Genomic DNA, 14,058 nt, shown 5'->3' with positions numbered 1-14,058 from the left:
TCGCTCGAAAGGGCCAGCTCGGAGACGAGCGGTCGCGCACAACCCCCAAGACGTGGGCGTCAAATAGTGGGCGCCCGTACAGGAGGATGATCCTAATGCTGATTTCACAGCGTCCGACGCTGACCGAAGAGGTCGTCGCCGAAAACCGCTCGAAGTTCACCATCGAACCGCTCGAGCCGGGCTTCGGTTACACCCTCGGCAACTCGCTGCGGCGTACCCTGCTGTCCTCGATTCCGGGGGCCGCGGTTACCAGCATCCGCATCGACGGCGTCCTGCACGAGTTCACCACCGTTCCCGGTGTGAAGGAGGATGTCACCGACATCATCCTGAACCTCAAGGGCCTGGTCGTGTCCTCGGAGGAGGACGAGCCGGTCACGATGTACGTGCGCAAGCAGGGCCCGGGCACCGTCACCGCCGGTGACATCGTGCCCCCTGCCGGTGTTGTCGTGCACAACCCGGATATGCACATCGCCACCCTGAACGACAAGGGCAAGCTGGAGATCGAGCTCGTCGTCGAGCGCGGTCGCGGTTACGTCCCGGCGGTGCAGAACAAGGCGTCCGGCGCGGAAATCGGCCGGATCCCGGTGGATTCGATCTACTCGCCGGTGCTCAAGGTGACCTACAAGGTGGAGGCCACCCGTGTCGAGCAGCGCACCGACTTCGACCGTCTGATCCTGGACGTGGAGACCAAGAACTCCATCACCGCCCGGGACGCGCTCGCTTCGGCGGGCAAGACCCTGGTCGAGCTGTTCGGCCTGGCCCGTGAGCTCAATGTCGAAGCCGAAGGCATCGAGATCGGCCCTTCGCCGGCCGAGGCGGACCACATCGCCTCGTTCGGTCTGCCGATCGAGGATCTGGACCTCACCGTCCGGTCCTACAACTGCCTCAAGCGCGAGGGCGTGCACACGGTCGGCGAACTCGTCGCCCGCACCGAATCGGATCTGCTGGACATCCGCAACTTCGGCCAGAAGTCCATCGACGAGGTCAAGGTCAAGCTGCATGCGCTCGGCCTCTCGCTGAAGGACAGCCCGGCCTCGTTCGATCCTTCGTCCGTGGTGGGTTACGACGCGAGCACCGGAACGTGGAGCGACAGCGGCACGTTCAGTGACACCGATGGCGGCGAGCAGGACTACGCCGAGACCGAACAGCTCTAGGCCGCTGGGGTAGGCACCCCGGCCCGGCCTCACACAAGGAGAACAAACAATGCCCAAGCCCAAGAAGGGTGCCCGCTTCGGCGGGTCGGCGTCGCACCAGAAGGCGATCTTCGCCAATCTGGCCACGGCGCTCTTCGAGCACGGTCGTATCACGACCACCGAGGCCAAGGCCAAGGCGCTGCGCCCCTACGCCGAGAAGCTGGTCACCAAGGCGAAGGCCGGCACCCTGGCCGACCGTCGCGAGGTGCTCAAGGTCATCCGCAACAAGGATGTCGTCCACGAGCTCTTCGCCTCGATCGGTCCGTCGTTCGAGGGCCGCGAGGGTGGCTACACCCGCATCACCAAGACGCTGCCCCGCAAGGGTGACAATGCGCCGATGGCGGTCATCGAGCTGGTCCGGGAGAAGACCGTGACCAACGAGGCCGACCGCGCCCGTCGCGTTGCCGCGTCCAAGAAGGTTGAGGCGCCCGCCGCCGAGACCGTGGTCGAGGAGAAGGCCGAAGCGGCCGTCGCCGAGACCGCTGAGGCCGAGGCTCCCGCTGCCGACGAGGCCGCTGAGGACAAGAAGGACGCCTGACGCTCGCGTTGGAGTTCTCGAACGAGCCCGTCGCCCCCTGTGGGTCGGCGGGCTCGTTCGTATCCGAGACCACCACGCTGGCATCGGGTTTCGCCTGGCGGGTGGGTCCGCCCGAGCGCCGCCGCCGTTCGTATCGACTAGGAGATCGCCTGTGACCGAGGAGGATTCGGTGGATTCGACGGCGTCGGGTACGTCCGCATGGATGGATTCGCCCCGAGTCGTGCAGGTCCCCGGGGTCGTGCAGGTAGCCGGAGTCGTGCAGGTCCCCGGAGTCGTGGATGTGTCGGGGGTCGTGGAGGTCCGCGAGGTTGTGCAGGTCCCCGGAGTTGTGCAGGTCCCCGGAGTTGTGCAGGCTCGCGAGGTTGTGGAGGTGTCGGGGGTCGTGGAGGTCCGCGAGGTTGTGCAGGTCCCCGGAGTTGTGCAGGTCCCCGGAGTTGTGCAGGCTCGCGAGGTTGTGGAGGCCCCGGGAGTCGTGGGAGCCGTCGGAGTCGTCGAGGTACCTAGGGATGGGGAGGCACCTGGAGTCGCGCAGGCCGCGGAAGTCGATGCGCGGCCGGAGTCCGGTACCGACTCGGTTCGAGTGCGGCTCGATATCAGTTACGACGGTACCGATTTCATCGGCTGGGCGCGGCAACCGGGTCTGCGCACGGTGCAGGGTGTGCTCGAAGAGTCGCTGAGCAAGGTGTTCCGGGAGCCGATTCAACTGACCGTCGCCGGCCGCACCGATGCCGGTGTGCATGCCGAGGGGCAGGTCGCGCATTTCGATACCAGCACTGAGCCGGATGCGGCCAAGCTCATCCATCGCATGGCACGGTTTCTCTCGAAAGACGTGCGAATCAAGGACATTCGCATCGTGCCGCCCGAATTCGACGCACGCTTCTCGGCGATCCGCCGCCACTACGCCTACCGGTTGACCACCGCTCCCTATGGGGCCGAGCCACTGCAGGCCCGCAGCGTGGTCGCCTGTCGCCATGACGTCGATCTCGAAGCCATGCGCGAGGCATCGCGAAAGTTGTTGGGCCTGCACAACTTTGCCGCATTCTGCCGCCGCCGCGATGGTGCGACCACCGTCCGCGAACTCCAGCGCTTCGACTGGGAGCGCGAAGGGGACCTGCTCATCGCCTACGTCAGCGCGGATGCGTTCTGCTGGTCTATGGTGCGCAGCCTCGTCGGCGCGGTATTGGCGGTGGGGGAGGGTCGGCGCACGCCCGACTGGATAGCGGCGCTACTGAAGGAAACCGAGCGCTCCAGTTCGGTCACCGTGGCGCCCGCACACGGTCTGAGTCTCATCGCTGTCGACTATCCGGACGCTGCCGACCTCGCCGCGCGCAATGCCGAAACCCGCGAAATGCGTACGGTCCCAACTGCTGACGACGGCTGCTGTGGCAGCTGAGGTTGGCGCATAACGTCTTGACGTCGCGCAGCAGGTTCAACCTGTGCACGACGACAACAACCTATGTGCCCTTGTGAGGGCGGCGCTCCCGCACCGTGAATCGGCGGGCGCGGGCGGTACGGGAGCATGGCCCCGCCGAGCTAGCCGGATGAGCCGGCCTCGATCGTCCGCGGTTGGCTGGAACCGGAGATTTCGATGCGGCGTGGCTTGGCCTTCTCGGCGATCGGAAGCGTCACCGAGAGCACGCCATTGTTGTAGGTCGCGCTGATATTGTCGGCATCGACATTGTCGCCGAGGCTGAGCTGGCGCATATAGGTGCCGGCAAAGCGCTCGGAGGCAATCCATTGGACGCCTTCGTCACTCGGCAGGCTGCGCTGCGCGCGCAGGGTGAGCGTGCCGTTGTCGACGCTCACATCCACCGAGCCGGGGTCCACACCGGGCAGGTCGGCGTTGAGTACGTAATGATCGCCTGCCTTGAACAAATCCATCGGCATGAATCGTGGCGCGCGTGATGACCCCATGGATTCGCCGAGCAGTTGGCGGGCAACGGTGTCGATGTCATGGAATGGATCGAACCGGAGCACAGCAATCACCTCCATTTCACTAGCGGCAACGCCTGCCACGGCGGCAAGCGCCGGAAGCTGTGCACCATCCAAGTTAGCACTCTGCGATAGAGAGTGCTAACCCCATTTGGAGGTCGGAATAGGAACCGTGACAGCGTGGTTGGCTCGGAACATGGCGATCGCAGATCTCGGACGGTTCGGTGTATGGCGCTACTACGGGGCGTTCACCCCGCAGGACGCACAGGACTTGGAAGAACTCGGCTATGGCACGCTGTGGCTCGGCGGGTCCCCGCCCGCCGAATTGCCCGTGATCGAGTCGCTGCTCGAGGCGACCGAGTCGATCAACGTGGCCACCAGCATCGTGAACATCTGGACGGCGCCCGCGAAGCAGGTCGCGGAGTCGTTCCACCGGATCGAAGCGCGCTTCCCCGGCCGGTTCCTGCTCGGCCTCGGTGCGGGCCACCCCGAACACCAAGGCGAATACCGCAAGCCTTATGACGCGCTGAGCGAATACTTCGACGAACTGGATGCCGCGGGCGTACCGAAGGAGCGCCGTGCCCTCGCCGCGCTCGGCCCGCGCGTGCTGGGGCTGGCGGCGGAACGGTCCGCGGGCGCGCTGCCCTACAACGTCACCCCGGAACACACCGCCCGCGCCCGCGCCGTGCTCGGTGATGGCGTGCTGCTGGCCACCGAACACAAGGTGGTCCTCGACGACGATCCGGTCCGGGCCCGCACCACCGCCCGCCCGCGCGTCGAGTTCTACCTCGACCTGCAGAACTACGTCAGCAACCTGCGCCGCCTCGGCTTCACCGACGACGACCTCGCCAAACCCGGTAGCGACCGCCTCATCGACGCCCTGGTAGCCCATGGCGACACGGATTCGATCGTCGACCGCCTTTCCGAGCACCTGAGTGCGGGTGCCGATCATGTCGTACTCCAAGTGCTCGCCGATGAAGCCGCCACCCTGCGCACCCTCGCGCCACTGCTCGTGAAATAGCCCTGCGCCGGCGATCGGCCTGAGTTACCGGCCGATCGCCCCAAGGGACTGTTGAAGCGAGGCGAACCCTCGCCTTCCTCGCGCGTCGTCGGTTCAGCACGGGATGGACCTCGGTTGGCCGATCCGTTCGGGAGGATCCGCAGCCGCGATCGTCAACCGATGGCAATCGTCCTAAGACTGCGTTAGAAAGGACGTCCTCCGCTTCCGTCGGCGCTGTGACAGCGCACACACTGGTCTCCGACCGACGCAAGGCCGCGTCGAAGAAGGAGATCTTGTGACTACGACACAGCCTGTCGGCGAGCGCCGGGTGGTCGCGAATGTATTGCGTGGTTCCATCGGCAATCTCGTCGAGTGGTACGACTGGTATGTCTACACGGCATTCAGCGTGTATTTCGCGAAGTCGTTCTTCCCGAAGGGTGACTCGACCGCGCAATTGCTTTCCACCGCAGCGATTTTCGCGGTCGGGTTCCTCATGCGGCCGCTCGGTGGTTGGCTGCTCGGCCGCTATGCCGACAAGTTCGGACGCCGCTCGGCGCTCACGCTCTCGGTGACGGTGATGGCGGCGGGCTCGTTGCTGATCGCGCTGACGCCTGGATACCAGACGATCGGAATCGTCGCGCCGGCACTGCTTTTGCTGGCCCGGCTGTTGCAGGGTCTTTCGGTGGGCGGCGAATACGCAACCAGCGCAACGTATTTGTCCGAGGTGGCCTCGACGGGTAAGCGCGGGTTCTATTCGAGCTTCCAGTACGTCACGCTGGTCGCCGGACAGTTGGTGGCGCTCGGGGTGCAGATCATCCTGCAGCAGTTCCTGAACAACGCCCAGATGAACAACTGGGGCTGGCGCATCCCGTTCGTGATCGGGGCGGCGGGCGCGCTGATCGTGATGTGGCTGCGCCGCAGCATGGACGAATCCGAGCACTTCGAGGCCGAGGTCGAGGCTGAACGTGACCCGGCGGCGAGCAGCGCCGGTGCAAACCAGCCTGCGCGCGGTTCGCTGCGGATGCTGCTGCAGTACCCGCGGGAATGCCTGCTGGTGATCGGGCTGACGCTCGGCGGCACCGTCGCGTTCTACACCTACACCACGTACATGCAGAAGTTCATGATCAATACCGCCGGCATCGCCAAGCCGACGGTCTCGTGGATCAACTTCATCGCACTGCTGGTCTTCGTGGTGCTGCAGCCGCTGGCGGGGGCACTGTCCGACCGGGTCGGACGACGTAAGCTGCTGATTTTCTTCGGCGTCGCGGGCACCCTGCTCACCGTGCCGATCATGACCGTGATCGCGCACACCAAGAATCCGATCGCCGCCTGGGCGCTGATGATGGGCGCGCTGGTCATCATCACCGGCTACACCTCGATCAACGCCATCGTGAAGGCCGAGCTGTTCCCGACCAAGATCCGCGCGCTCGGCGTCGGCCTCCCGTACGCGCTGACCGTCGCGATCTTCGGCGGTACGGCCGAAACCATCGCGCTGTCGCTGAAGCAGGCGAACCATGAATCGCTGTACTTCTGGTACGTCGCCGGATGCATCGGAATCTCGCTGCTGACCTACTGGTTCATGCGGGAGACCTCGAGCGGATCCGCGATCGACGCCGATGCCGCTGCCACGGACGATGTTTCGCTTACCAAGGCGGATACCTCGGCCGTCGGGCCGGACCATGACCTCGCGGCGGCTCGACCCTGACGGCCCGACCGCACACGCCGCTCCATTGCTGTGGGAGGATCGGCGTGTGCGGCTGGCGGTGGTCGAGGACGATGACGGCGTAGGCGACGCGCTGGTAGAGGCGCTCAACGCCCGCGGTTATCAGGCCGAGCGCAAGCGCCGCGGCGCCGATCTGCTCATCGCGCACCGCGGCTACGACGCGGTCATCCTGGATCTCGGACTACCCGACGGTGACGGTCTGCAGGTGCTGCGCCAGCTGCGCGAGGTGAGTTCCGTGCCGGTGCTGATCCTGACCGCGCGCAGCGACGAACGCTCGATCGTGCGCGGACTGCGCGGCGGTGCCGACGACTATCTGGTGAAACCGCCGCGGATCGCGGAATTGATGGCCCGGCTGGAGAATGTGGTCCGGCGCGCCGCCGCCGGATCGCAGCCGGAGCGTGCCGACGTGGTCACCGGCGACGTGCGGGTCGATCTGGCGGCCCGGGTGGTCGAGGTGGCCGGGCGGCCGATCGCATTGACCCAGAAGGAATTCGAGTTGGTGGAGGCATTGGTGGAGCGGCCCGGCGCCGCGGTCAGCCGCCAGCAGCTGATGGATCGGATCTGGGGTGACGCGTTCGTCGCGGTATCGCGCTCACTGGATGTGCACATGACCGGACTGCGCGCGAAATTGGACCGACCTGGGCTGATAACGACGATTCGCGGCTACGGTTACCGCTGGGGCCAGTGATCGTGCCGGCCCGAAAGACCTAACAGGAGCGGAGCCCGGCATGCGCAGACGACTACTCGTCGCGCTGACGGTATTTGCGGCGATCGCCGTCTTCGCCTTCGCGGTACCGCTTTCGCTTACGTTCGCGACCAGCCGCACCCAGGAGTTCGTGGCCGATCGGTCCGGCGATGCCGACCGGTTCGCCAGCCTCGCCGATGCGGCGGTGGCCGAGGGTGACAGCCGGGCGCTGGCCGACGAGGCCGGGCGCTACCACGATCTCTATGGGGAAAACGTGCTCGTGGTAGATGCTCGAGGTGCGCGGACGGTGAATGCGGGCGTCGACGCGGCCGCCGATCCCGTCGAGGACGCTGTTGCCGCCGCCCGCCGCAACCAGCGGCCGCAGCCGGTGTATCGACTGACGCCGTGGAGTGCGTCGACGGTGCTGATCGCCCGTCCGGTCGGCACCGGAGTGCAGGTCAACGGCGCGGTGGTGATCGAGGCGTCCACTGCCCGCGCCCGGCGCGATATCGCCCGCGCGTGGGCGGTGATCGCGGTCGGCGCGGTGCTGGCAATGGTGGTGTTCACCATGCTGGCGCTGAGCCTGGCGCGCTGGGTGCTGCGCCCGCTGGCGGCGCTGTCGCAGGCGGTCGCCGAGTTGACCGCGACCCTGCCGAAGCCGCGTGCCGAGGCCGCCGCGCACGTCTCGATCGCCCGCCACCACGGTGGACCGCCGGAAATGCGGGCGGTCGCGGAATCCTTCGATGCCATGGCCTTGGCGGTCGCCGATTCGGCGGATGCGCAACGTCAGCTCGTTGCGGATACCGCGCATGCCATGCGAAACCCGCTCGCCGCCTTGACGATTCGTCTCGACTCTTTGGAAGCCGCGATTCCGCAGAGTGCGGTGGCGACCTTCCGTAGCGCGGGCGCGGAGGTCGAACGGTTGACCGCGCTGCTCGATGGCCTGCTCAGCTTGGCGGTCGCCGAGACCCCAGCTGCTTTCGAGGCGGCACGCACTCCATCCATTACTGAAATCCATTGCGATGCAGTGCAAGTGGCTGCCGATCGGATCGACGCCTGGTACTCCGCCTTCGAGAGCGCCGGGCAGGAATTGCGGGCGGAACCGCAGCTCGCCGCGGCCGAAGCCGCGGTTTCCGCCGATGTACTCGCCCAGATTCTCGATGTGCCGCTGAGCAATTCGTGCAGCTATGCCGGGCCGGGCACACAGACCGTCATCGTGGTCGACGCCGAGCCCGGATGGGTGACGGTGACCGTCCGTGACAATGGGACCGGCGTCGAACCGGCCGAGATCGACAGGCTGACCACCCGATTCTTCCGCGGCTCCGGTGCGTCGTCCGGCGGCTCGGGCCTGGGGCTTCCGATTGCGACGGCACTGGCCCAAGCACGCGGCGGCACCTTGTCCGTGCTCCCCGTGCAGCCGCACGGTCTCGCGATCCAGATCCGGCTGCCGCAGGCGGTGCGGTCATGATGCGGCGGCGGAAGTTCCTGGCGCTCACCGTCTTGGGTGTCGCGGCCGGTGCGGTCGGGTGTGGTTCGGATCCGGAGCTGGTGCGGCTGGCCTCGGGCGAGGTCGGTGGCTTCTATCACGCATTCGCGGAACTGCTCGCGGCGGTGGCCAGGGAGGAAGGCACGGTGCGGATCGAGCCGGTGACGACAACCGGTTCGCAGGAAAATCTGGGGATGCTGGCGAACGGGCAGGTGGATGCCGCACTGGCGCTTGCGGATTCGGTGCAGAGTGAGCGGGCTCCCTTGGTGGCGCTCGGTCGGGTGTACGAGAACTATCTGCAGTTGGCCGTGCGGTCGGAAGGCCCGATTCAGCAGGTCACCGATCTGCGCGGGACCCGGGTCAACCTGGGGGCCGCCGGATCCGGTGCGGCGGTGACCGGGGAGCGGCTGCTATGGGCCGCGGGCGTGAATCCCGTTTCGGATGTGGATATTTCGCATCGTCCGCTGCGAGATGCGGTCGCGGGTGTGGAATCCGGTGAGCTGGACGCGCTGCTATGGGCGGGCGGTGTTCCGACCGACGCACTCGATGTGCCGCAGCGGTTGCGGCTGGTGGAACTCGGTGAGTTGGCCGCGCCGATGCGGGAGCGCTTCGGACACCTCTACGATTTGGTCGAAATTCCCGCCGACGCCTATGACAGCGGTCGTTCGGTCCGCACGGTCGGCGTCGCGAATCTACTGCTCGCCGCCCCGGCCATGTCCGATGCCGCGGCGGGGGCGATTGTCGATCTGCTGGTTTCCCGCGCGGACCGGTTGGTGCCTGCCGAGGCAGCGGGCACCCAGTTCCTGGATACCCGCTCGCTCATCGGAACCGATGCCGTCCCGCTGCATCCGGGTGCGGCCGCGGTGTACCGACGGCGACACGGTTGAGCGTCAGGAACGCACCAGGCGAGCGATGGCGTCGGTGGCTTCTTTGATCTTGGCGTCGGCCTCGGGACCACCCGCGACCGCGGCGTCCACCACGCAGTGGCTGATGTGGTCCTCCAGCAGGCCCATCGCGACGGCCTGCAGTGCCTTCGTCATCGCGGAGACCTGGGTGAGGATATCGATGCAGTACTTTTCTTCCTCGACCATGCGCTGCAGGCCGCGGGCCTGGCCCTCGATCCGGCGTAGGCGCTTGAGGTAGTCGTCCTTCGCGGTGATGTAGCCGTGGCCGGAATGGTCGTGCGCGGTACCCGCCGAGTCGCTGCCTGGCGCGGTGTCATTGTGCGACGGGGTGGGTGTCACCGACTGTCTCCTCGCTGCTCACCGGCTTGACCGGCCTCATTAATACCCCCCTAGGGTACAGTGCTGCGAGGATGTTGTCAGGTTACCGGGCTCTGCGCCGCGTCAGCCACCGATGTGCGAGTCCGGTGTTCGGGGCCGCGGCGGCTACGTACAGGCCGAATCCGCCGATGGCGCGCAGGGGGCGCAGGCTGCCGCGCAATCGGCTCGGATCGCTGAGCGTTGGCCGGATGTGGACCCGTCTGGTCGGGAATCCGGGGCGAGCGAGAGAATCGGAGCATGAGTTTGGATGTTCGGCCCGCGCTCGCCGTGATCGGCGGAAGTGGCTTCTACGATTTCTTCGATAACGAGGCGACCACCGTCGAGGTCGAGACGCCCTACGGCAAGCCGAGCGCGCCGATCGCGGTCGGCGAGGTGGAGGGTCGCCCGGTGGCCTTCCTGCCCCGGCACGGCAAACAGCACGAATTCGCGCCGCATACGCTGCCCTACCAGGCCAATATGTGGGCATTGCGCTCGATCGGGGTGCGACGGATCTTCGCGCCGTGCGCGGTCGGCAGCCTGCGCGCGGACTGGGGGCCGGGGACCGTCGCGGTGCCGGATCAGCTGGTCGACCGGACCTCCGGCCGTCCGCAGACCTACTTCGACGGCGGCGGCGTGCACGTCTCCTTCGCCGATCCGTACTGCGACGAACTACGTTCCGCGGCAACGAAATCCGCGACGGACGCGCTGCCGATGAAATCCTCGGGCACCATGGTCGTGGTGCAGGGGCCGCGCTTCTCCACCCGGGCCGAGAGCCGCTGGTTCGCCGCGCAGGGTTGGGAACTGGTGAATATGACCGGGCATCCTGAGGCCGTTCTCGCCCGAGAACTCGAAATGTGCTATGCCGCAGTCGCTTTGGTGACAGACCTGGATGCGGGGCTGGAGGAGGGCGGCGGTGTGCACGCGGTCGACGTCTTCGCCGAATTCAAGAGGAACCTCGGGCCGTTCAAGGAGTTGATCCGGCGCTCGGTTTCGGCGGTCACCGGAACCGATACCTGCGAACGCTGCCGTGTCCATGCAGGAGTGTCGCTGCCGTTCGAACTACCGTGAGTTCGGGCAGCTAGTCAGGTTGGGTCCGGAACCGAACGCGGGGTGCGAATGTGATGAGAGTGCTGGTCACCGGGGCAGCCGGGTTCGTCGGGGCGCGGTTGCGGCGGGCATTGGCCGCAGCCGGGCACGAGGTGGTCGGGGTCGATCTACTCGGGCCGGATGTGGAAGTGCCGGATGGTATTTCGCGAGTAGACGTGCGCGATGCCGACGCGCTCGAGCCGATGCTGCGCAGTATCGATACGGTTTGTCATCTCGCCGCCGTCACCTCCGGGCCGGAATCGGCGGTTTTCGCCGCGCACAATGATCTCGGGACGGCGGTCCTGCTCGATGTGGCGGGTCGGGCGAAGGTGCGTCATCTGGTGCTCGCGTCATCCATCGTGGTGTACGGCGAGGGGCGCTATCGCGGGATGAACAGCGGGCCGCTCTATCCCGGATTGCGGCGGCGGGCCGACCTGGATCGCGGCATGTTCGACCACCTGGCGCCGCGTACCGGAGAGTTGCTCACCTGGGAGCCGGTCACCGAGGATGCACCGCTGCGCCCGCGCGGCTTCTACGGTGCCAGCAAGTTGGCGCAGGAAAACTACGCGCTCGCTTGGGGTTTGGCCACCGGCGCGGCTGTCACGGCATTGCGCTACCACAACGGCTACGGCGAAGGGACGCGCTCCGGATTCATCGGAAACTTCCTCGCCGCACTAGATCAGGGCCGCCCGCCATTGGTCGGCGAGGACGGCGGACAGGTCAGGGATGTGGTGCACGTCGACGACATCGTGGCCGCCACCGTGGCCGCCGTCGACCGCCGCCCACCCGGCTTCGTCCCCCTCAACATCGCCTCCGGTCACCCCATCACCATGTGGGAAGTCGCGTCGATCATGGCCAAAGCCCGCGGCGGCCCGGCCCCCGTGGTAACCGGCCGCTACCACCTCGCCGATGCCCGCCACCTCGCCGCCGACCCCGAACGAGCCAGGCGCACACTGGGTTTCACCGCCCGAATCGCACCTGGCCACGGTCTTGCCGAACTCGCCGCCCCCGCAGTCGAGACCACCACACCGCAACGGGAACCCGCTCCGCTACACGTGCGAGCCGCGCCGCCGCCGACCGCCCCCCAGCATCAGGTGCACCCGGAGCCGCGGCCCGTCACGCCGATCGTGCGTCCCGAACCCCGCTTCGACGCTCCGGCGCCGAACGCAAATGTGTCCGCGCCCCGGCCGGAACCAGTAATCGAGCGTGCCGGCCCGAAAATGAACCCGCCTGCCCCCCACCCCGAGTTGGCGAAACCGGAGGCCGGACCCGGTTCGTCGATGTGACTCCTGAGCCGACTGCGCTGTGCGTCGGGTTCGCGACGAAATCCAGTGCGTCGTCGAATCGTTCGACCACCTCGAAGATTTCGGCACCGACTCAGCGGGTGCGGTGGGGGCGCGAAATCCGGTCCGAGGCCCTGCATCAGCGCATCGACGCGGCGTGTGCGCGCATCGACCGGAAACGGGGCAACCCCGGAAGGGATCTCCGGGGCCGACCCAGAGCCGAGCCGATCCGTCACGCTTTCGGGGGAGCGAAGGCGTCGGCGTGGGCGTGGGCCCACTGGACGAAGGTGTGCGGTGCTCGGCCGGTCACTTCCTCGACGGTGGGATGGACCTGGGATTCGTCGAGGGTGCCGTCGACGAAGAAGCTCCAGAATGCGTCGACATAGTGCTGCGGCATGGCGGCCTCGAGCTCGGCCCGCGTTTCCGCATTCGTCAAGCCCTGGCAGACAAGTGGCCGGTTGAGCGCTTCGGCGAGCACCGCGACCTGATCGGCGGGCACGAGCGCTTGCGGGCCGGTCAGCTCGAGGACATGTCCGGCCAGTCCGCCGCCGGTCAGGGCGACCGCCGCGACCGCCGCGATATCGGCGGGATCGATTGCGGCGACAGGTACGTCGGGGAACTGGGCGCGGATCACATCACCCTGTTCGAGTTGCGGCAACCAGCGCAGCGCATTCGACATGAAGGAGCGCGGGCGCAGAAAGGTCCATGCCAGGCCGGATTCGCGCACGTCCCGCTCGGCCTGCGTCATATACGCGGAGACCGCATTGTTCATATCCTCGAGCGCCGCCGAACCACCCGAAAGCAGCACGATGTGCTGGACGCCCGCCTTCTTCGCGCGGGCGAGCAGGTCGGGGGTGTCGGCGTAGCCCGGCAGCAGAAACATTCCGGTGGTCCCGTCCAGGGCTTCGGTCAGGCTTTCCGGCTGGTTCAGATCGCCTGTCACCGCCTCGACACCGGCGGGCAGCTGCGCCCGCGCGGGATCGCGGACCAGTGCGCGCACAGCTGCGCCGGAATTGCTCAGTGCCGCAACCAGTTCTGTGCCGATATTGCCGGTCGCGCCGGTCACCAGGATCATGTCGTTTCCTCCAGAGTCGCACCGGGTTGCCCCGTCGATCATGCGGAATCACCGAGCCGCGCGCCCGGACCGATCCCGCGAATGAGTCGGGATCGCCGCACCCGCCTCGACCGTACCGTCGGCACACCGAGTTAGGCTCGCGCAGTGGATACTCCGCTACGGCTAGAGGTCATCGTGGCCAGCACGCGCCCGGAGCGATTCGCTCCGGTGGTCGCCGACTGGTTCCTGCGCACGGTCCGGGCGACCCCCGAATTCGAAACCGGCGTCATCGATCTCCTGACCACCCCACTGCCGACCGACCTGACCTGCACGGCCGAGGTCGAGGCCTATCGCCGGCGCCTGGCCGCCGCCGACGCCTTCGTCGCCGTCACCTCCGAGTACAACCACGGCTACCCGGCGTCCCTGAAAACCGCCTTCGACAACGCGAAACACGAATGGCGCGCCAAACCCATCGGCTTCGTCTCCTACGGCGGCCTCTCCGGCGGCCTGCGCGCGGTCGAACAACTCCGCCAGGTAGTCGCGGAAATCCACATGGTCTCCATCCGCGAAACCGTCAGCTTCCACCAGGCCAAAAAGCGATTCGACGAATCAGGCAACACCCAGGACGGCGCCGCCATAGATGCCGCCGGTCGCCTGATCCGCCAATTGGCTTGGTGGGCAAGAACTCTCCGCACCGCCCGCACCACAGACCCCTACCCAGGCTGACCATCCGCACACGACGTATCCAGCACCGCTCCGGCAAACCCGCTGGCCGGAAGCCGATTGTGGGTCACCCGAACGCTGGGCTGTGGGCGC

General features: G+C 67.0%; 13 protein-coding genes and 1 pseudogene. 11 read left to right on the top strand and 3 right to left on the bottom strand.

The features are described 5' to 3' along the window. Positions 1 to 95 precede the first annotated feature (95 nt). From ACQPYR_RS39315 to truA, 3 genes are all read left to right on the top strand, one after another. Entirely contained in the window at positions 96 to 1,154 is a 1,059-nt protein-coding gene (locus tag ACQPYR_RS39315) for a DNA-directed RNA polymerase subunit alpha (protein WP_040686662.1), read from the top strand. 49 nt (positions 1,155 to 1,203) lie between these two features. Further along, complete coding sequence (gene rplQ, locus ACQPYR_RS39310) at positions 1,204 to 1,731, top strand: 50S ribosomal protein L17 (protein WP_433624599.1); 528 nt, start codon at positions 1,204 to 1,206, stop codon at positions 1,729 to 1,731. Positions 1,732 to 2,311: 580 nt separating this feature from the next. Next, a complete protein-coding gene (gene truA / locus ACQPYR_RS39305) occupies positions 2,312 to 3,124 on the top strand; it encodes a tRNA pseudouridine(38-40) synthase TruA (RefSeq protein WP_433635366.1) in 813 nt (270 codons plus the stop codon). 140 nt (positions 3,125 to 3,264) lie between these two features. Here truA and ACQPYR_RS39300 read toward each other — a convergent pair whose 3' ends face one another. Then, on the bottom strand, positions 3,265 to 3,708 hold the full coding sequence (locus ACQPYR_RS39300; RefSeq protein ID WP_433635365.1) for an Hsp20/alpha crystallin family protein: 444 nt from the start codon (positions 3,706 to 3,708) through the stop codon (positions 3,265 to 3,267). A gap of 151 nt (positions 3,709 to 3,859) precedes the next feature. On the opposite strand from ACQPYR_RS39300, the gene ACQPYR_RS39295 reads away from it, so the two are divergent. The 5 genes from ACQPYR_RS39295 (at position 3,860) to ACQPYR_RS39275 (ending at position 9,444) form a co-directional block, all read left to right on the top strand. Beyond that, positions 3,860 to 4,684, top strand: a complete 825-nt coding sequence (locus tag ACQPYR_RS39295; RefSeq protein WP_433624597.1) for an LLM class F420-dependent oxidoreductase — start codon at positions 3,860 to 3,862, stop codon at positions 4,682 to 4,684. Between the two features lie 274 nt (positions 4,685 to 4,958). After that, on the top strand, positions 4,959 to 6,368 hold the full coding sequence (locus ACQPYR_RS39290) for an MFS transporter (protein WP_433624595.1): 1,410 nt from the start codon (positions 4,959 to 4,961) through the stop codon (positions 6,366 to 6,368). Positions 6,369 to 6,414: 46 nt separating this feature from the next. Continuing rightward, positions 6,415 to 7,074: a response regulator transcription factor gene (locus ACQPYR_RS39285; protein WP_063039141.1), complete on the top strand. Its 660-nt coding sequence runs from the start codon at positions 6,415 to 6,417 to the stop codon at positions 7,072 to 7,074. Between the two features lie 40 nt (positions 7,075 to 7,114). After that, positions 7,115 to 8,539 carry a sensor histidine kinase gene (locus ACQPYR_RS39280; protein WP_433624593.1) on the top strand — a complete coding sequence of 475 codons (1,425 nt, stop codon included), beginning with the start codon at positions 7,115 to 7,117 and terminating at the stop codon, positions 8,537 to 8,539. Beyond that, the gene (locus tag ACQPYR_RS39275) at positions 8,536 to 9,444 is read left to right on the top strand and encodes a TAXI family TRAP transporter solute-binding subunit (protein WP_433624591.1); all 909 of its coding nucleotides are present in this window, start codon (positions 8,536 to 8,538) and stop codon (positions 9,442 to 9,444) included. The genes ACQPYR_RS39280 and ACQPYR_RS39275 overlap by 4 nt, the downstream gene beginning before the upstream one ends. Before the next feature lie 3 nt (positions 9,445 to 9,447). Here the strand turns inward: ACQPYR_RS39275 and ACQPYR_RS39270 are convergent, their stop codons facing one another. Beyond that, on the bottom strand, positions 9,448 to 9,801 hold the full coding sequence (locus ACQPYR_RS39270) for a metal-sensitive transcriptional regulator (RefSeq protein WP_387295262.1): 354 nt from the start codon (positions 9,799 to 9,801) through the stop codon (positions 9,448 to 9,450). A 276-nt stretch (positions 9,802 to 10,077) separates the two neighbouring features. Here ACQPYR_RS39270 and ACQPYR_RS39265 point away from each other — a divergent pair, with 276 nt between their 5' ends. After that, positions 10,078 to 10,887, top strand: a complete 810-nt coding sequence (locus tag ACQPYR_RS39265) for an S-methyl-5'-thioadenosine phosphorylase (protein WP_433624588.1) — start codon at positions 10,078 to 10,080, stop codon at positions 10,885 to 10,887. A gap of 53 nt (positions 10,888 to 10,940) precedes the next feature. Next, positions 10,941 to 11,909: pseudogene (locus tag ACQPYR_RS39260) on the top strand (NAD-dependent epimerase/dehydratase family protein); the annotation flags it as partial. Between the two features lie 511 nt (positions 11,910 to 12,420). Here the strand turns inward: ACQPYR_RS39260 and ACQPYR_RS39255 are convergent. Continuing rightward, complete coding sequence (locus ACQPYR_RS39255; RefSeq protein WP_433624586.1) at positions 12,421 to 13,263, bottom strand: NAD(P)H-binding protein; 843 nt, start codon at positions 13,261 to 13,263, stop codon at positions 12,421 to 12,423. Between the two features lie 144 nt (positions 13,264 to 13,407). Between ACQPYR_RS39255 and ACQPYR_RS39250 the strand changes: the two genes are divergently transcribed. Then, positions 13,408 to 13,968: an NADPH-dependent FMN reductase gene (locus ACQPYR_RS39250; protein ID WP_433624585.1), complete on the top strand. Its 561-nt coding sequence runs from the start codon at positions 13,408 to 13,410 to the stop codon at positions 13,966 to 13,968. Positions 13,969 to 14,058 lie beyond the last annotated feature (90 nt).

It is taken from the genome of Nocardia sp. CA-120079 (assembly GCF_050955745.1).
Classification (GTDB): Bacteria; Actinomycetota; Actinomycetes; order Mycobacteriales; family Mycobacteriaceae; genus Nocardia.
This window is presented reverse-complemented; position numbering and strand designations above follow the sequence as displayed.

What these genes read in the sequence shown, in the direction of transcription:
- ACQPYR_RS39275 (WP_433624591.1), top strand. Translation starts at nt 8,536, where the DNA reads ATGATGCGGCGGCGGAAGTTCCTGGCGCTCACCGTCTTGGGTGTCGCG.
- ACQPYR_RS39255 (WP_433624586.1), bottom strand. Translation starts at nt 13,263, where the DNA reads ATGATCCTGGTGACCGGCGCGACCGGCAATATCGGCACAGAACTGGTT.
- ACQPYR_RS39315 (WP_040686662.1), top strand. Translation starts at nt 96, where the DNA reads ATGCTGATTTCACAGCGTCCGACGCTGACCGAAGAGGTCGTCGCCGAA.
- ACQPYR_RS39280 (WP_433624593.1), top strand. Translation starts at nt 7,115, where the DNA reads ATGCGCAGACGACTACTCGTCGCGCTGACGGTATTTGCGGCGATCGCC.
- ACQPYR_RS39265 (WP_433624588.1), top strand. Translation starts at nt 10,078, where the DNA reads ATGAGTTTGGATGTTCGGCCCGCGCTCGCCGTGATCGGCGGAAGTGGC.
- ACQPYR_RS39295 (WP_433624597.1), top strand. Translation starts at nt 3,860, where the DNA reads ATGGCGATCGCAGATCTCGGACGGTTCGGTGTATGGCGCTACTACGGG.
- rplQ (WP_433624599.1), top strand. Translation starts at nt 1,204, where the DNA reads ATGCCCAAGCCCAAGAAGGGTGCCCGCTTCGGCGGGTCGGCGTCGCAC.